The organism is Bacillus sp. FSL W8-0920 (assembly GCF_038593215.1).
Taxonomy (GTDB): Bacteria; Bacillota; Bacilli; order Bacillales; family Bacillaceae; genus Bacillus; species Bacillus pumilus.
Genome location: NZ_CP151974.1, coordinates 1,336,481 through 1,353,090, shown reverse-complemented (window position 1 = coordinate 1,353,090; position 16,610 = coordinate 1,336,481). Strand labels below are relative to the sequence as shown.

The 16,610-nt window shown below is 40.3% G+C and carries 18 protein-coding genes and 1 riboswitch; of the genes, 3 read left to right on the top strand and 15 right to left on the bottom strand.

Annotated features, from left to right (window positions below):
• Positions 1-68: 68 nt before the first annotated feature.
• The 3 genes from ptsG to NSS78_RS06650 all read right to left on the bottom strand — a co-directional run bounded on the left by ptsG (position 69) and on the right by NSS78_RS06650 (position 4,270).
• Complete coding sequence (ptsG, locus tag NSS78_RS06660) at positions 69-2,168, bottom strand: glucose-specific PTS transporter subunit IIBC (RefSeq protein WP_342468319.1); 2,100 nt, start codon at positions 2,166-2,168, stop codon at positions 69-71.
• Positions 2,169-2,370: 202 nt separating this feature from the next.
• Positions 2,371-3,225 (bottom strand): transcription antiterminator, encoded by an 855-nt coding sequence (locus tag NSS78_RS06655; RefSeq protein WP_003212366.1) that lies wholly within the window; start codon positions 3,223-3,225, stop codon positions 2,371-2,373.
• 55 nt (positions 3,226-3,280) lie between these two features.
• Complete coding sequence (locus NSS78_RS06650; protein ID WP_342468318.1) at positions 3,281-4,270, bottom strand: LacI family DNA-binding transcriptional regulator; 990 nt, start codon at positions 4,268-4,270, stop codon at positions 3,281-3,283.
• A 93-nt stretch (positions 4,271-4,363) separates the two neighbouring features.
• On the opposite strand from NSS78_RS06650, the gene NSS78_RS06645 reads away from it, so the two are divergent.
• A complete protein-coding gene (locus NSS78_RS06645; RefSeq protein ID WP_309216603.1) occupies positions 4,364-4,507 on the top strand; it encodes a hypothetical protein in 144 nt (47 codons plus the stop codon).
• A gap of 53 nt (positions 4,508-4,560) precedes the next feature.
• Here the strand turns inward: NSS78_RS06645 and NSS78_RS06640 are convergent, their stop codons facing one another.
• The 6 genes from NSS78_RS06640 to NSS78_RS06615 form a co-directional block, all read right to left on the bottom strand.
• Complete coding sequence (locus tag NSS78_RS06640) at positions 4,561-5,655, bottom strand: Xaa-Pro peptidase family protein (RefSeq protein ID WP_342468317.1); 1,095 nt, start codon at positions 5,653-5,655, stop codon at positions 4,561-4,563.
• Between the two features lie 104 nt (positions 5,656-5,759).
• The gene (locus NSS78_RS06635; RefSeq protein WP_342468316.1) at positions 5,760-7,679 is read right to left on the bottom strand and encodes a heavy metal translocating P-type ATPase; all 1,920 of its coding nucleotides are present in this window, start codon (positions 7,677-7,679) and stop codon (positions 5,760-5,762) included.
• Between the two features lie 293 nt (positions 7,680-7,972).
• Positions 7,973-8,461: an endospore biogenesis thiol-disulfide oxidoreductase StoA gene (stoA, locus tag NSS78_RS06630; RefSeq protein WP_251190922.1), complete on the bottom strand. Its 489-nt coding sequence runs from the start codon at positions 8,459-8,461 to the stop codon at positions 7,973-7,975.
• A gap of 54 nt (positions 8,462-8,515) precedes the next feature.
• Positions 8,516-9,832, bottom strand: coding sequence for a polysaccharide biosynthesis protein (locus tag NSS78_RS06625; RefSeq protein WP_309216599.1), 1,317 nt, complete (start codon positions 9,830-9,832; stop codon positions 8,516-8,518).
• A 115-nt stretch (positions 9,833-9,947) separates the two neighbouring features.
• Complete coding sequence (locus NSS78_RS06620; RefSeq protein WP_003211234.1) at positions 9,948-10,601, bottom strand: cell wall hydrolase; 654 nt, start codon at positions 10,599-10,601, stop codon at positions 9,948-9,950.
• 307 nt (positions 10,602-10,908) lie between these two features.
• The gene (locus tag NSS78_RS06615) at positions 10,909-11,103 is read right to left on the bottom strand and encodes a hypothetical protein (protein ID WP_003212409.1); all 195 of its coding nucleotides are present in this window, start codon (positions 11,101-11,103) and stop codon (positions 10,909-10,911) included.
• Between the two features lie 167 nt (positions 11,104-11,270).
• On the opposite strand from NSS78_RS06615, the gene NSS78_RS06610 reads away from it, so the two are divergent.
• Entirely contained in the window at positions 11,271-11,459 is a 189-nt protein-coding gene (locus NSS78_RS06610; RefSeq protein WP_003211747.1) for a DUF2187 family protein, read from the top strand.
• Positions 11,460-11,611: 152 nt separating this feature from the next.
• The gene (locus tag NSS78_RS06605) at positions 11,612-12,136 is read left to right on the top strand and encodes a GNAT family N-acetyltransferase (protein ID WP_327840586.1); all 525 of its coding nucleotides are present in this window, start codon (positions 11,612-11,614) and stop codon (positions 12,134-12,136) included.
• Between the two features lie 92 nt (positions 12,137-12,228).
• On the opposite strand, the gene NSS78_RS06600 is transcribed toward NSS78_RS06605, so the two are convergent.
• The 6 genes from NSS78_RS06600 to NSS78_RS06575 all read right to left on the bottom strand — a co-directional run bounded on the left by NSS78_RS06600 (position 12,229) and on the right by NSS78_RS06575 (position 16,368).
• Positions 12,229-12,447 (bottom strand): hypothetical protein, encoded by a 219-nt coding sequence (locus NSS78_RS06600; RefSeq protein ID WP_044139792.1) that lies wholly within the window; start codon positions 12,445-12,447, stop codon positions 12,229-12,231.
• A gap of 267 nt (positions 12,448-12,714) precedes the next feature.
• A complete protein-coding gene (gene queF / locus NSS78_RS06595) occupies positions 12,715-13,212 on the bottom strand; it encodes a preQ(1) synthase (RefSeq protein ID WP_003211403.1) in 498 nt (165 codons plus the stop codon).
• Positions 13,213-13,227: 15 nt separating this feature from the next.
• Entirely contained in the window at positions 13,228-13,959 is a 732-nt protein-coding gene (gene queE / locus NSS78_RS06590) for a 7-carboxy-7-deazaguanine synthase QueE (protein WP_050945163.1), read from the bottom strand.
• Positions 13,952-14,392: a 6-carboxytetrahydropterin synthase QueD gene (gene queD / locus NSS78_RS06585; protein ID WP_003211826.1), complete on the bottom strand. Its 441-nt coding sequence runs from the start codon at positions 14,390-14,392 to the stop codon at positions 13,952-13,954. The genes queE and queD overlap by 8 nt, the downstream gene beginning before the upstream one ends.
• Positions 14,393-15,049 carry a 7-cyano-7-deazaguanine synthase QueC gene (gene queC, locus NSS78_RS06580; RefSeq protein ID WP_003211973.1) on the bottom strand — a complete coding sequence of 219 codons (657 nt, stop codon included), beginning with the start codon at positions 15,047-15,049 and terminating at the stop codon, positions 14,393-14,395.
• 159 nt (positions 15,050-15,208) lie between these two features.
• Positions 15,209-15,253, bottom strand: a riboswitch (PreQ1 riboswitch).
• Positions 15,254-15,324: 71 nt separating this feature from the next.
• A complete protein-coding gene (locus NSS78_RS06575) occupies positions 15,325-16,368 on the bottom strand; it encodes a hypothetical protein (protein WP_050945166.1) in 1,044 nt (347 codons plus the stop codon).
• Positions 16,369-16,610: the final 242 nt, after the last annotated feature.

Below are 16,610 nucleotides of genomic sequence, written 5' to 3'. Positions count from 1 at the left end.
TTAATACATCCACAATATTATATCATACTGCCGAGCTTGTCATCTAACAAGAACGGCAGTTATGAAAATTATTTTGAAATTTTCATGATGTTTTCTTGACCAGCTTTGATTTCACCGGCTTCTTGAAGGTCAATAAATTGTCCTTCACTTAAGTTGGTAAATACAATTGGTGTCATTAAAGATGGTACTTCAGACTTAATTTTATCAATATCAACCTCTAAGAGTTTTTGACCGATTTCTACTTGATCTCCCTCTTGTACAAATGCTTCAAATCCTTCTCCTTTGAGGCTGACCGTATCAATACCGAAGTGGATCAAAATTTCAAGTCCACCGTCAGATTGTAGGCCAATTGCGTGTTTCGTTGGGAATACATTTAAGATCTTCCCTTTCACCGGTGAAACCACCGTTCCATCTGTTGGCAAGATGGCGAAACCGTCACCCATCATTTTCCCTGAGAATACTTGATCTGGTACATCTGTAATCGGATGAAGCTCCCCTGTAATTGGTGATGCAAAGGTTTCTTCACCTAGTTCGTTTTGAAGCGGTTTTGCAATGACCTCTTCGACCTGCTGGCTGACTTCTTCTTTTGCAGAAGGGTCTTTCGCTGGACGAGGCGTGCGGCCTGCAATGATGTCCTGCATTTGTGTTTTTAAATTATCAGAGCGAGGACCGAAGATGGCTTGGATGTTGTTCCCTACTTCGAGAACTCCTGAAGCACCAAGCTTTTTCAAGCGGTCCTTGTCCACTTTCTTCTGATCATTAACAGTGACACGTAAACGCGTAATACAAGCATCAAGGTGTTTAATGTTTTCTTGGTCACCCATTGCTTCAAGAATTTCATAAGGTAAGTCATTACCCTTTTCAGACTTAGGACTATCTGCACCGTCAGCTGCTTCATCCTCGCGGCCTGGCGTTTTCAGATTAAATTTGCGAATGGCGAATCTAAATCCGAAGTAATAAATAGCAGCAAGTGCGAGACCAACTGGAATCACAAGCCACCAAGCGGTTCTGTTTGGCAAGATACCGAATAAGAAGAAATCGATTAATCCTCCTGAGAAGGTCATACCGATTTTCACGTTTAGAATATCCATTATCATAAAGGATAATCCAGCAAATACACAGTGGATTGCAAATAACACTGGTGCAACAAACAAGAATGAGAATTCAAGCGGTTCAGTAATCCCTGTTAGGAAAGAAGTCAGGGCTGCTGATCCCATAATTCCTGCGACAAGCTTTTTATTCTTTGGTTTTGCTTCATGGTAAATCGCAAGTGCTGCTGCTGGGAGACCAAACATCATGAACGGATATTTCCCTGTCATGAATGTACCAGCTGTCAGCTGAACACCATCTTTGATTTGCGCCATGAAGATACGCTGATCACCACGGATAATATCTCCTGATAAGCTCTTATAGCTAAAGAACTCATACCAGAATGGCGCGTAGAATATGTGGTGCAGACCAAACGGAATTAATGAGCGTTCAATGACACCGAATACAAAGGCAGCAAGCGGCTCATTCGCTGCAAGCAGTCCTGTTGAAAATGAGTTCAGTGCACCTTGGATTGGCGGCCAAATGACTAGCATCAAAAGCCCTAAAATAAGTGCTGAAATAGATGTAACAATTGGAACAAAACGCTTACCGGCAAAGAAGCCAAGATATTGCGGAAGCTCAATTTTGTAAAATTTATTAAACATATAAGCTGCTAATACCCCGACAATAATCCCGCCAAAAACTCCGGTAGATAAGGTCGGTATGCCGAGCATATTAACATATGCTGGGTGGCTTTCCTTAAAGAACTTAGCCAATTTGATTGAATCGGATGGAATTGATCCGTTGGCCATTAATACGGCACTCATCGTTACGTTCATGACAAGATAACCGATAATTGCGGCAATCCCTGCCACACCGTCTCCATTAGCAAGACCGATGGCAACCCCTACGGCAAATAAGAGCGGAAGATTCGAGAAGACAATGTTCCCCGCATTTTCCATGACGCTTGCAACAAGCTGAATTGTATCATTGCTTAAAAATTGAGCCACATCGATCAGCTGCGGATTTTGCATCGCATTCCCAAGTGCTAATAAAATACCAGCAGCAGGAAGGATCGCAACTGGAAGCATAAGTGCTCGTCCAATTTTTTGCAACACACCAAAAAGTGATTTAAACACTAGTTGAACCTCCTTTTATTTTCGCTTACAACATACAAGCGGGACGCTCCCTGACATACATTTCATAGTTAACCGTTTACATTTCACTTTCAAACACAAAAAAAGGCATGGTGATATAAGGTTGCGCAAATAACAGGATCTTATCCTGTATTTACCTTAAGTCACTCATGCCTGATCGAATCAGTTACACGTTTCAAGGAAACTATGAAATTTTATTTGTCAATCTGTACAGATGAAGGGTTAGGTAGACAGCCTCTGCATCTTGTACAGGCTTTTTCAATGCATGTTGTAATATTTTGATCATTTTCCAAGCAGTATTGTAGCATAAAGGATATTCATTTTTCAATAGATGAAGCAATTTTTCTGGCTCCTCTAAAGATTCTTCCCGTTTAATACGCTCAATCGAAAACGTAATATGGCGCAATAAGCGTAAATAATGAATACTTTCTCTGTCTACTTTCATATGAAATGAATCTTCTATGACTTGGACCATTTGCGTGATGAGCTGCGAATGACGGTTCACCTCAGATAATGGCCGATTCGTTAAAGCTGAGTGAATATGGAGCGCAATAAAGCCAATCTCTCCTTCTGGCAGCTTTGTTTCGACATCAGGACGCTCGTTAATGAGCTCAACGACTTCCTTTGCGACCTCGTATTCTTTCGGATACAACGACTTCGTCTCAAGCATAAAGGGATTGGTGATATCATATCCTTGCTGCACCCGCTTAAAACTAAAGGCAATATGGTCAGTCAGGGCAATATGAATATGCTCATTCAAACGGTGTCCCATTTTTTCTCGTATATGATAAATGACGTCATTGGCAAGCTCGATCATGTTCTCATCAATGTGGTGAAGCAGTTGTTTATATTCTGTTTGTTCCTTTGTATTTTTAAGGACAAACATTTTTTCAAATGTATCTTGATCGAGAACATCACCCGATTTTTTCCCGAAGCCGATTCCTTTCCCAATCAGAACTACTTCGCCCAAAGAAGGGTGTCTTGCAATGATGACATTATTATTTAACGCTTTATCAACGGTGAAGGATTCCATGAACATCCCCACCTCCTTCTTATTCAATCCCTCTTATCGTACAAAACAGATGAAACGTGCGTCAACGATTGTTTTTGAAAACGGTGGTTGATCGCTCGATCAGGCGAAATGGCAGCATTCTTTTCTCTGGCATCTCTCCCTTTATGGCCCGATCGAACAAGTCAAACGCTTCCTGACCCATTCGTTTCAGCGGAATATCAATGCTGGAAATCCCCAAAGCCTCACTTAATTGGTTAAATTGAAAGCTCAGTATGGCTGGAGTTTCTTCTGCTTTTATATGATGACGCTGCGCCTCTAATAAAAAGCCTGCTGATACGTCATCATTTGTGATGAATAATGCTGTGGGGCGATTCTTCATCTCCTGCCACTCTGTAAATAATTGTTTTCCATCAAAAAGTGTTAGTTTCCCTTCGATGATCCATTCTTCATCAATCTCCTGCCCGAGCGATTTCATCATGTCTTGATAAGCCTGAAGGCGCGACTCGCTATTCGCTCCTTCTGTTCTGGCGAGAACAATCGCAATTCGTTGATGGCCGCATGCTGCCAAATGATGCAGGCCTTCCTTAAATGCTTGATCATGTGCAATTGACACTGTTGAGCATGTATCATGCGGCGTGGGATGACAAAATATAATCGGCCCAGATTCCTGCCACTTTAAAATATGCCCATCACTTAACGCATTTGAACAAAATATTAAACCATCCACACGGCGTTCTTTTAAACTCATTAACGCTTCTTTTTCTTTTAATGGATCATACCCCGTTTGAAATAAAGCAAAATGCATACCGTGCGCCTGTGCTTTTTCTGCAATACCTGTGACAAGGCCGCTGAAATAAGAGTGTTCAATCGTCGGAAGAACGATGCCAAGCATATTTGAATAGCCCTTTGCTAAATGGACAGCTTGAATGTTTCTCGTATATTTGAGCTCTTTCATCGCATGTAGAACACGTTCTCGTTTTTCCTCTTTGACATAAGGATGATCATTCAACACACGTGATACAGTTGTCACAGATACGCCCGCTCTTTTCGCAATCTCCCTTATGTTTGCCATTTTTTCTCCTACTTTCTCTTGCTATGGTAAGCGTTTCATACTTTAAGATGTATGTGAGCTGAACAAATCACTGGATGGAAAGGGGAATTCAAGATGGGTTTCATCATATGGATTATATTATGTATGACTGTTTTGTTTTCTGCTCGTTTTGCACTACATCCTTTAGGAAAAGAACATAAAATCAAACCGTTTGAATCAATTGATGATTTTTTTGTTGATCAGGATCGAAAAGAGTGACAAAAAATCACGATGACACTTCCAAGACATGGACGTTCATCGTGATTTTTTTATTACTTGATGATCGTCAGCTCTTTCGGATAATTGGTTAAAGTGACTGGACCGTCTGCTGTGATCAATACATCATCTTCAATTCTGACGCCGCCGACTCCTGGGACGTAGACCCCAGGTTCGATCGTATACACCATGCCTTCTTGGAGAAGATCATCATTTGCCTGGCTCATCGAAGGAAACTCATGAACAGACACCCCTAGACCATGCCCAAGGCGGTGAGGGAAATAGTCCCCATATCCAGCTTCTGTGATCAGCCCGCGTGCTTTTAAGTCCAGGTCCCCAATTCTCACACCCGGCTTACTCATTTCTAGTGCTGCCATTTCTGCGTTCAGGACGGTTTGATAGATGTCCTTTTGCTGATCAGTAGCTTCCTGATAGATGAATGTTCTTGTAATGTCTGAGCAGTACCCATCAACAATGACTCCAAGGTCAAATAACACAAAGTCGCCTTTTTTTAAGGCTGCCTGTCCTGGATTTCCGTGAGGCTCTCCTGATTTTTCGCCAAAGAGAACCATCGTCGAAAAGGACATGCCTTGAATGCCTTTTTTCTTTAGCTCATATTCAATGACAGCGAGCACTTCTGTTTCGGTGACTCCTTCTTTTAAGGCGTTCACCCCAATTTTTACCCCTTCATCTGCCAATTGAGCTGCTTTTTTCAGTGTAGCAATTTCAGATTCATCTTTAATCAGCCTCAGCTGATTGAGCTCTTCTTCTGCCCGGACAAAAGTTTCTGCCCCAGTGGCAGCTTGAAGCTGTTCTGCTCTTTGAAGCGGAATCGACTCTTTTTCAATTGCAAGTCGAGTTGCTCTTACACCGCGTTTTTCTACTGCTGACTGAATAAAATCAAATGGATTCTCATGGTCTTCATAACCAATGATATCGCCTGACCACCCAGCATTTTTCGCCTGCTCGACTTCCATTTTAGGCAAAATAAAAAATGGATCTGCCTCTTGAAACACAAACAGCCCCATTACTCTTTCATGCGGCTCTGTGAAGTATCCAGATAGATAAAACACATTTTCCTTTGTATGTATAAATGCACCTTGAATGTCTTTTTCCTTTAGCCAAGAAGACAAGCTCTTCATTCGGTTCATCGTGATCCTCCTCACACGTTTTACTACTGATCTATTGTATCAGTTTTTGCTTTATTTCGCACAAAAGCGCACTGGCAGAAGCCAAGTGCGCTATGATGATTTGCTTAAGATGCACGAAGCAGACGCAGTCCATTTAAAATGACCAAAATCGTACTTCCTTCATGCCCGATGACGCCAAAAGGCAAATCAAGCACTTGTAAGAAATTCGCACAAATTAACAAACAAATCACCGTTAATGAGAAAATAATATTTTGCTTAATAATTCGGTTCATCTTTCTTGAAAGACGGATCATCTTCGTTAAGTTATTTAAATTATTCTTCATTAAGATCAGATCTGCTGTTTCTAAAGCCACGTCTGTGCCTCCGCCCATCGCAACCCCCACATCTGCTGTGGCGAGTGCCGGTGCATCATTGATTCCGTCTCCTACCATGATGATGGAATTACCGTGTTTTTTAAGTTGATTGACCTCATGTACCTTTTCATCTGGAAGGCACCCAGCAACAACCTTTTGGATGCCGGCTTCCTGCGCAATGGCTTCAGCCGTTTTTTGCTGATCTCCTGTCAGCATGACGGTTTGGATGCCTAAATCATTCAGCTCTTGAATCATTTTCTTCGCTTCAGGTCTAATTTGATCTTTAAGGCCAAGGCACCCAACGACTTCTTGATCCTTTTGAACATACACCACTGTGTATCCTTTTTCAGAAAGATGCTCTCCTGTTTCTTCAATCTCGCGGTCCATTGAAGCCTTGCCAGCAAAGTCTTTCTTCCCAATCCGCCACGTTTCTCCATTCAATTGTGCCTTTACACCAAAACCAGAGGTTTCTTCAATGGTGACATGAGCTGATCTTTCTATTTGTTGCTCTTGTGCCATATCAGAGATCGCTTTCGCTAATGGATGGTTTGATTGATTTTCAATTTGATAAAGCGCCTGATAAAAGGCCGCTTTCTCTTGTCCTTTAGCGATCACCACCTGCTCCACAGCTGGCTTTCCGCTTGTAATCGTCCCCGTTTTGTCAAAAGCAATCATGCTGCTAGTGCCTAGCTTTTCTAAAAAGACGCTCCCTTTAACAAGCATTCCGTTTCTTGCGCCGTTTGAGATCAGTGACAAAGCAGCTGGCATAATGGATGCAACAAGCGCACAAGGTGATGCTACGACCATAAACACCATGGCCCGGTAGAAGGTTTCACTCATACTCCAGCCTAGTACAAAATGAGGCAGAACCATTAAAATCGCGACGGTGATCAGTACACCTTTTACATACGCACCTTCGAATTTTTCAATAAATGCCTGGCTTGGTGACACACTTTCTTGAGCCGATTCGACAAGTTTAATAATTTTATGGAAAAGCGTTTCTTCATTATGTTTGGTCACTTCTACTGTTAAGGAACCATTTAAGTTCACTGTTCCCGCAAACACATCTTCGCCTTGCCCTTTTTCCTGGGGCACAGACTCGCCCGTAAGCGCAGATTCATCCACACTTGTTCTTCCGCTTAAAATCACACCATCTGCTGCAATACGTTCCCCAGCTTTGATCATGATACGGTCACCTGGTGTTAATGATGAAGCAGAGACTTGAATGGTCGTACCATTTTCTTCAATGAAAGTCGCTTCATCTGGTGCGATGCTCATTAAAGCTGTTAAATCCTTCTTGCTTTTATTTGATGTATACGTTTCAAGCGCACCACTAAGTGAGAAAATAAAAATTAAGATCGCGCCCTCTGCCCAATATCCAATGATTGCTGAGCCTATAGCTGCAAAAATCATTAAAAGTTCAACATTCAAGCTTTTAGACGAAATGGTTTCTTCAATTCCTTCCTTCGCTTTTGCAAAACCTCCAATTATAAACGCAAGGATAAATAAAGGAATACTCCACATGCTCTCATCCTTTAACATCCATCCAACCAAAATGAGAATCCCTGAGATACCCGCTGCTATTAATTCTCCGTGCTGTGTCCATTGATGAAGGGACCATTTCGATTCCTTTTGATTTGTTGTTTGATAAAGTGCTGTATTCTCATTCATGATTGTTTTCTCCTCTCTAATTGATAATGGTTTTCACATCATCAATTGTTGCCCGTTTCCTTTTTTCATCTATATTTTCTGCTATTTCAAGCTTTTTATAGGTCTGTTATTCATTATAACAGGTTCTGACCGATTTTCAATTAATAATTATTATAATTTCTTTTTGATAATAATTATCATTATTGATGTAGATCCTTTCATCTCTTCTGAGCACAGTTTATTCAGATGAAAAGCAATTGAACACAAAAAAGAACCAAAGGAATGATCCTTGGTTCTTGAAATCATGTTTCGTTCTAAAAATCCGTCCACTCCTTGATTTGTTTTTTCGTCAGTGGACCTACATGATTTTTCACAATTTCCCCTTTTTCATTTATCAAAAAGCTGGTTGGAATGGTGATGATTTGGTATCTCTTCATCATTTCCCCTCGCTCATCTAGTATGACCGGGAATGTAAACTTTCTGTCTTTCACAAATTGGGCAACCGCATGTTTACTTTGTTCAGCCCCTAGTAAATTCACCGTTAAGATATCAACATCACTCTGATTTTCTTTCACGATCTGGTCAAATACGGGCAGCTCCATTTTGCAGGACGGGCACCATGTTGTCCAAAAATGCAAAATGGTCTTTTTTCCTTTCGCCGGAATCATCTGCTTTTCACCAGTTAATGCACGAGCCTCTATCCTTGGCGCCATAACGGGCTCTTTCGCTTCAGCCTCGCTGCCTATGAGTAATAGAAGCAGGGTCATTATAAGAAGACTGGCGGGTAGATATTTACGATTCATCAGGATCTTCCTTCCCAGTTTTCTTATAGCTTGCCCGCTCGACGAAGAGGACATTCAAGCTTTTTTCATTCTAAGAAACATGGAAACGCCAAGCTCCTTACAAATCGTCGCATAATGCAGTGCAGTCAAGAGGAGCATGCCCGTATTCATCCCTAATATAACCCCCATCATATTCAAGCTTTCAATTGACCCGAGAAAATACACCATTGAAAACGAGACGACATGCACCCATATATTATGTAGGAACACATCTTTAATGAGCCCCATACCGATTAAGCACGCTTGAAATGGCATCACAAACAGGTGGCATAAAAAGTACGGCCAAAGCAGCTGTAAGTAGACAGCAGCTTGCGGTGAATCAAAAAAGAGCTGTGTGAGCGGATAAGCAAAATAATACATCACCATCACTGCCGGTACCCCGTACCCAAACGTAATGATTATTGCCTGCCTGACACGTTTTTTCACAAGGGCATACTGACCTAAAGCATAGGCTTCAGATACACTCGGAATCATCACAATCATGATGGAATGAGCGATAAATGCAGGGAAAAAACCGATCGACATCGCGACACCAGCCAGCATGCCGTAATGATCAACAGCAAGTGTGCCAGAGATGCCTGCAGCAATAAGGGCACCTTTGATTAAAAACGGTTCTATCGCATTTGCGATCGCATGAAAAATCCGCATGCCCGTTGTTGGAATGGAGACAGCTAATAGGCGCTTTCTCACGTCAATTCCTCTTAATTCAACAGACCTGACATTGACAGCATTTTTCGCCATGACGTATTGGGAGTATAAATAAATAAAGACGACAAGATCACTCGCGACAATGACACCAATGGCAATGAGTACCGCTGTTTCAATATCAAACGAATACCAATGGAAGAACAAAAACAGGCAGATAAGCTGGATCGTTTTCTTCAGCATATTGGCAAGAGCGATCCTGCCCATTTGCTGCTTTCCCATAAAATAGCCGCGTGCAATCGAGGTAAACGCAATAATTGGAATAAGAGACAGCACAAGCCCTTTCATGAGCGGATGATACGACTGAAACACTGGAATGAACGGCAGGACAATCGCAGCGATCCCCGTTGTTGTACATGTCACCACAAGCGTCATTTTAAACGCATGGCGGAGCATACTTTTATGGAGCCGCTCATGCGATTCTGCAATGAATTTAGAAATGGAGACTGGCAGCTCTAAGCTGGCAATCACGAGGACCAGCATGATGATTGGAAGGATACTCATATATAGACCCATTCCATGTTCTCCAAGCTCTCTCGCTAAAATCATATTGACTAAAAACTCTATACACTCCGCAATGAAAGCTGCGACAGATAGCAGAATGACCCCTTTTACAAATCGATTCATGTAGCCTCCCCTTTATCTAAAGCAAATTCTTTTCACATTCTATGAGACAAGTCCTGAAAATATTTTGATAAATGAAGACAAAAAAAAGAGCGATCTGATTGATCGCTTCATTTCTTTATACAGCAAATACGTGACGACCGATACGTTCTACAATTTTGCGAGAACGAATCCAGTTATCTGTTGCCGTTTTGGGATTATAAAAATAAATGGCCTTTGTTGTTCTGTCATGTTCTTTCACTACTTGCTTCACAGCTTTAACAGAATCTTGATCTGCTTTATCATGAATGCTTCCATTCGATACTGGCTGGAAAGCATTTCGCTGATAAATAACACCTTTGACACTGTCAGGAAAAGAGCGATGCTCCACCCTGTTTAAGACGACGCTTGCCACAGCTTTTTTACCTGCGTAAGATTCACCTTTCGCTTCAGCATGTACCAATCGTGAGAGCAGTTCCATTTCCTCATTAGAATAGCGTTTGGCGCTTTCCTCGTTCGTCGTTTCTGATTTTACTCTTTTCTTTTGCTTCGGTTTTGAAGACATTTTTTCTGAAGACGTACTTAGCATTTTGACTTTCGGCTGACGCTTCTCCTCTGAAAATGCTGGGATGACTTGATCGTGTTCATCTTGATCTATATATGAAAGCTCATGCTTAACAGGTGCTTGTGAAAGTTCGTGACTTAATGTGCCTTGCTGCTCTTGTATGTTGTCCATCTTCATGGCTGCGATTAGCATAAGGATGACAAAAAGAGCGGTATGAATTTTCATCATTCGCCTCATTCCTCCTTTAATTAAAGTAGGCGGTAAGATACTTGTCCACTCTAACAAGAGCTCCTTCTATTTTCACGCACAAAGATTTGCATGCCTAACCAAATTCCGTCATTAAATGGCATGTCCTAGTTGAATTGCGTATCAACTGGAATTGTTAGCGCTTAAAAAGACCCCTTTTCCGCCTATCATCATCCTTATGCTCCTGATTATGGGTTATTACATTTTCTTTTCAGATGTATCAAGCTCGTTTGAAGTGTGACAAAAGAACTAAAATAAAAAAGCTTTCTCTCATTCATGAGAAAAAGCTTTAGCTTCTTGCTTCTGTAAGATATTCAAAAATAACATCTCCACCATGTTTCGCAATCCCGCGAAAATACTTAAAATCATCTTGATTCACCAAGATCGAACGAAACGTTAAAAAATCATCTTTCTGAATGGTCACTTGCTTTTCTGTCCCATTTCGTAACGATTCAAGTATTGTGAGCATTTGTTCTTCCGTCAAATAAACCGCTCCTTTACAGCCATCATCAAATATTAAATATATCATCCGTTAGGAAAGCATACAACGAAAACGAAACAAAAACGTCTTTATCCTTTACATTGGTATGAAAATATTGCAAAATACTTTTTAATAGGGAATGAAATCTGTTTTTAAAGGAGAGGGATCGGTTGAAGATTGCAAAAATTGGAAATGTGATCGAATTTAGAAATGGTTTAACAGGTGTAGTTGAAAAAGTGAATGAAAACTCTGTCATTGTGGATGTCACCATTATGGACAACTATAGAGATTTAGAACTGGATTCACTAACAGTCGTTAATCATAAAAACTATAAAATCATCAAAGACTCCGTACATTAATTTGCAATCCTCAATTCAGACTATCGATACATACGTAAATACGAAGCAAAGCTGTTCATTTATTTGTTGAAAAGGTGAATAGTATTTCAGACAACTTTCTATTTTTATAAAGTGATGAGATGCAGTATTAGCTCTAGACAGGAGAAACTAAAATGCAAAATTCAAATGATATCATTGTGCGTTTTGGGAATATGGAAGACGCTGAAACTACTTTAGACATACAGTCATCAGTGATTGCTGAATCAGATTATTTACTTACAACGCCTGAAGAAAACAAAAAAACCCTTTTAGAACACAAGGCTTGGATACAAAAAAGAATAGAGAACGAAAACGAAACGTACATAGTTGCTCAAAAAGACGGAAAAGTCATTGGGTTTATAGCATTTGAAAATGGATCAAATAGAAAAAGAACTGCCCACGCAGGTTCATTTGGTTTGATGGTTCATAAGAGCTTTAGAGGTTTAGGCGTAGGGGAAATGTTGCTAACAGCGTTATTAAATTGGGCAGAAATGAATCCTTCGATCGAAAAGGTTAGTTTAGCCGTATTCTCTACAAATCAAAAGACCATTTCTTTGTACAAAAAGATGGGATTCAGAGAAGAAGGTCGTAAAATAAAAGAATTTAAAATAAGTGAACATGAATACTGGGACGATGTTTTAATGTATAAACTTGTTTAATACCATAAAAATAGATGCAGAAATAAGGACATAACATAAATTGATTCATCAATTTGTTATGTCCTTTTCTTATTATTTCACCTGTACTAGTGTCAGTCTTTTTGCGTATGAAAGGTTTGCATTTCCGCTTTCGTTTTGTACATGTCAACTTCCTCTGGGGTGATAACGCCTTTATCGATTAAAAGTGCAATCACTCCAAGCAATGTGGAGGCACTCCATTTATATCGTTCTTTGTTTTGATGTTCGAGCATTTGAAGCTCTTCTTTTAGTTCCATCAGCAGCTTCTCTGTCTTTTCTTCTTTGTTTGCCAACTCAAACGCCTCCGTTATTCGTTCATTGCCTCTATTTTATCTCAAAGCAAATAAGATAAGCAAAAAACACAAATTACCTTTACAAACATACGTTCTGCCATGTATAATAAATTTACGAGCTGGTAGCCCCCAGCCGTCCTAGCAAGTTCTATTCCCATTTTTATGAGGAGAGCGACATGACTCTTCTCTTTTTTTATCACTTCAATCTAATTCATCCCATTCAAACCCATAAAAAAAGACATGTCATTAGGCATGTCTTTTCCTTTATTAGCGATTATCAATCGTTTCAGGATACATATCATGATTCATCATGCGATATGAAGCCATTTCTTCATATTTGGTACCAGGTTTTCCGTAGTTCGTGTACGGGTCAATTGAAATACCGCCTCTTGGTGTAAATTTGCCCCATACTTCAATGTATCTTGGGTCCATCAATTCAATGAGATCGTTCATAATAATATTCATACAATCCTCATGAAAATCACCATGGTTACGGAAGCTGAACAAATACAATTTTAATGATTTACTTTCAACCATGATTTCATTTGGGATATAGCTGATATAAACTGTCGCAAAATCCGGCTGACCTGTTTGCGGACAAAGTGACGTAAATTCTGGGCAGTTGAATTTCACAAAATAATCTCTATTTGTATGTTTATTCGGAAATGTTTCAAGCACTTGTGGTGCATAATCAAACAAATAATTGGTTCCTTGATTTCCTAGTAAAGTGACACCTTCTAATTCTTCTGGTTTTCTTGTCGTCATGTCGTCTCTTCCTTTCTATACGCCTCGTTTATTGCCCCATAATAATGTGTGCAGCTGCGGCAGCACTCTTACGCGATTTAAGTCTGGGTCTTGCGCTACTTGATCGACAAGCGCTTCATACTTCTTTAATAAGTGCGTCAATAAGTACGCATCATCACCTGTTGTCGTGTCATCATTTCCTACCTGCAAATAAAAAGGAAGCTCTGGATATTTCGCATGAACATCCTTTGCATAGGCTAAATCATGATCGTCAAAAATCACGACCTTCAGGCTTGCATGCTGCAATCTATTTCCGTTTTTCAGCTCATCTATGATACGTGTGAGTTTCGCGAAATCTGTTTTCATATTTGAGCTTGGTGGCTTCGGAGAAATGGTTAAATCATCAATTTTCAAAAACCAGTCCTGATACATTGTCCCTTGTGTTTCAAGCGCTGTATCAATTCCTTCTTCGTGTAGCAAATCAATAAGTGATTCCATTTGTTTTAAAAGCGCAGGGTTTCCCCCTGAAATGGTGACATGAGAAAAAGCCTGTCCGCCTATTCTTTTTAATTCCTTGACAATGTCCTCTGCGTGAAGCCACTGAATGTCATGCTTTGCTGATCCATCCCAAGTAAAGGCGGAATCACACCAGCTGCAAGAGTAGTCACAGCCAGCCGTTCTGACAAACATGGTTTTTTGTCCAATGACCATCCCTTCTCCTTGAATGGTCGGACCAAAGATTTCTAATACAGGAATTGCTTTAGCCATTGTGTTCAACTCGTTTCGGCCGGTAAATGCAGTAGCTTGTTGGTGTCTCCCTAACAAAGACCTGAACACATACTGGTTTATTTGCTAAAGTCGATAAATATGCTGCGACTTTGTCATGGACTGTTTTTGCCACAACCTCTGTAGTAGGCATCGCGTATGGATCGGTTGATGAGAATTCCTCATGATCATTGAGCAGCGTGTGATCATACTGTCCATGAATAAGTTTTTTCAGTGTACTAAAATTGACAAGGAAACCTGATTCATCTAGGTCATCTCCAGCAATGGTTATATTGATGGTGTACGTGTGACCATGTACACGGCTGCAAGCACCTGCATCCTCTCTTGGGATGAAATGGGCAGCTGATATATGCATATCCTTGTTCAATTCAAATGAGTATGGATGATTCGTTTGTGGATAGATTTGAGAAAGCATTTATTTTGCCTCCTTCATTTCCATATAAGTGTCATAGCCCTTTTTCCGAAGCTTACACGCAGGACATTCCCCGCAGCCATCAGACATGATGCCATTATAGCAAGTGAGCGTTTCATTTTTCACAAAATCTAATGCATTCAGCTCGTCTGCTAGCTTCCATGTTTCTGCTTTATTGAGCCACATGAGCGGTGTATGGATGACAAATGGTTTTTCCATCGCCAAATTCACTGTGACATTACAAGATTTTACAAACTCGTCACGGCAATCTGGATAGCCGCTAAAGTCTGTTTCACATACACCTGTGATAATATGTCTTGCACCGATCTGATACGCAAGAATAGAAGCGAAGGATAAGAACACTAAGTTTCTTCCTGGTACAAATGTGGAAGGCAGCTCTCCTTCTTTTTCCTCAATGTCAATGTCATCTCTTGTTAAAGCATTTGGTGCCAGCTGATTCAAAAGAGACATATCTAATAGATGGTTCTTCACACCTAACTTGTCAGCAATTCTTTTGGCGACATCAATTTCTTCTTGATGACGCTGATTATAATGAAAGGTCACGGTTTCTACCTCTTCGAATTGTTGAAGTGCCCATAATAAACATGTCGTACTGTCTTGTCCCCCGCTAAAGACAACGACTGCTTTTTCATTTTTCATCTTCTGTTCTCCTCCTTTTGCAGATCTATACACTCGTACAAAGCTGCATCTGAAAGGCTCATGAAAACCCCTATTTTTCTCAAAAGAAAAGACACCTTTACATGTGTATGAGGTGTCCCAGCCATAAAAAATAAAAAATGCCACATCCAAGGATACGGCAAGTCCTTAGTTTTTTATAGAGGGTTTTGCTAGAACCTCTCCCGTTTACACGGATTTTTGTTCAATTTTCACAGAGGATAGTGTACCACATATTTTCCATGCAGGCTATCCTTTCTTTACTTATCATGTGATGCAGGCACTTTTTTTAGAAAAAGAAAGAGGATAAAAAAGATGCTCACATAGCCAAAAATAGGATAAACTGTTGATATCAATGTACCGTAACCAATTTTACTAATCACATAGCAGCATAAGAGAATAAGGGATATTGTCAAGACACTGTTCATTCGTATATACGCCCTCACTTGTCTCTCAAGTCCATATAAATTGCCTATGACGGATGTAAAGACTTCGCCGAAGATCACAAATAAATAAATGAGGTGAATGGAATTTGCTACTTGATACACGACCTGAGCCATTGGAATATCAAACGCCTCCAGCATATCTAATGAAGAAAGAGATAAAAAGCATACAAATAAAATAATTGTCAGCATGACGCCCCCAAGCACAGCTCCCTTTTTAATCACCGCTTCAGAGGTCATTTCATTTGCGACGGGCACTAACACTGCTTGAGAAAGTGCCAAATTAAAAGCACCATATGAGATAGCTGATAAAATCCACTCTCCCTCACCCATTTGCAGCGCAAGAACATAACTTTCACTACTGCTAAAAACGAATGAATCAAGAAACACAATCATTGAAAAGAAAATAAGCATTGGGACGACGAGAACATTGACACCAAATAATCCTTTTGATCCTTTCAAAAGCACAATCACGCTCAGAATGATCGTCAAAAAGATCCCATATTCCTTCGATATGCCAAGCTGCTCTTCAAATATAGCACCTGCGCCAGAAATCATCACTGAAGTGACGCCTAATAAAATAAAAAACATGACGACATTAATATACCTGCTTGCAGCTGCGCCAAATAGAAACCGGTTCATATCTTGATAAGACTCTGCTTCAATTCGTTTAGAAATGAGCATCATTTTTGCCCCAAGTCCAGTAAAAATAGCGCCGCTAATCAAGATTCCGAATAATCCAATCCAGCCAAAACGAACAAAAAATTCTACGATTTCTTTTCCGGTCGCAAACCCAGCTCCAACCACTGTTCCTACATATACAAAGGCAAGCTGAAAAGCGGATTCATTTGAACGTTTCATGTGACCCCTCCGCACCCATCACTTTCGATTGTCTTTTTTTATCCTATGAGACAAGTTCCTTGAAAAGAAGGACAAACCATGATTAAATGCAAAAAAGGATTTTCACCCGCCTTTGAGCAAAACAGTTGAAAGTCAAAATAGGTCAGAGTATACTATAGTCAAAGATGGTCAAACAACAGACCATTTTCTTTAACATTCATTGGTCAAATAAAGTCAAACTTTTATCATAAGGAGGTCATGGC

Bases quoted from the DNA above. Each gene is read 5' to 3' on its own strand.
- NSS78_RS06605 (WP_327840586.1), top strand. From the start codon at position 11,612: ATGCAAAATTCAAATGATATCATTGTGCGTTTTGGGAATATGGAAGAC.
- stoA (WP_251190922.1), bottom strand. From the start codon at position 8,461: ATGAATCGTAAATATCTACCCGCCAGTCTTCTTATAATGACCCTGCTT.
- NSS78_RS06635 (WP_342468316.1), bottom strand. From the start codon at position 7,679: ATGAATGAGAATACAGCACTTTATCAAACAACAAATCAAAAGGAATCG.
- queE (WP_050945163.1), bottom strand. From the start codon at position 13,959: ATGGCTAAAGCAATTCCTGTATTAGAAATCTTTGGTCCGACCATTCAA.
- NSS78_RS06640 (WP_342468317.1), bottom strand. From the start codon at position 5,655: ATGAACCGAATGAAGAGCTTGTCTTCTTGGCTAAAGGAAAAAGACATT.
- NSS78_RS06650 (WP_342468318.1), bottom strand. From the start codon at position 4,270: ATGGCAAACATAAGGGAGATTGCGAAAAGAGCGGGCGTATCTGTGACA.
- NSS78_RS06645 (WP_309216603.1), top strand. From the start codon at position 4,364: ATGGGTTTCATCATATGGATTATATTATGTATGACTGTTTTGTTTTCT.
- NSS78_RS06575 (WP_050945166.1), bottom strand. From the start codon at position 16,368: ATGAAACGTTCAAATGAATCCGCTTTTCAGCTTGCCTTTGTATATGTA.
- NSS78_RS06620 (WP_003211234.1), bottom strand. From the start codon at position 10,601: ATGATGAAAATTCATACCGCTCTTTTTGTCATCCTTATGCTAATCGCA.
- queC (WP_003211973.1), bottom strand. From the start codon at position 15,049: ATGAAAAATGAAAAAGCAGTCGTTGTCTTTAGCGGGGGACAAGACAGT.
- NSS78_RS06625 (WP_309216599.1), bottom strand. From the start codon at position 9,832: ATGAATCGATTTGTAAAAGGGGTCATTCTGCTATCTGTCGCAGCTTTC.
- NSS78_RS06655 (WP_003212366.1), bottom strand. From the start codon at position 3,225: ATGTTCATGGAATCCTTCACCGTTGATAAAGCGTTAAATAATAATGTC.
- queF (WP_003211403.1), bottom strand. From the start codon at position 13,212: ATGACGACAAGAAAACCAGAAGAATTAGAAGGTGTCACTTTACTAGGA.
- queD (WP_003211826.1), bottom strand. From the start codon at position 14,392: ATGCTTTCTCAAATCTATCCACAAACGAATCATCCATACTCATTTGAA.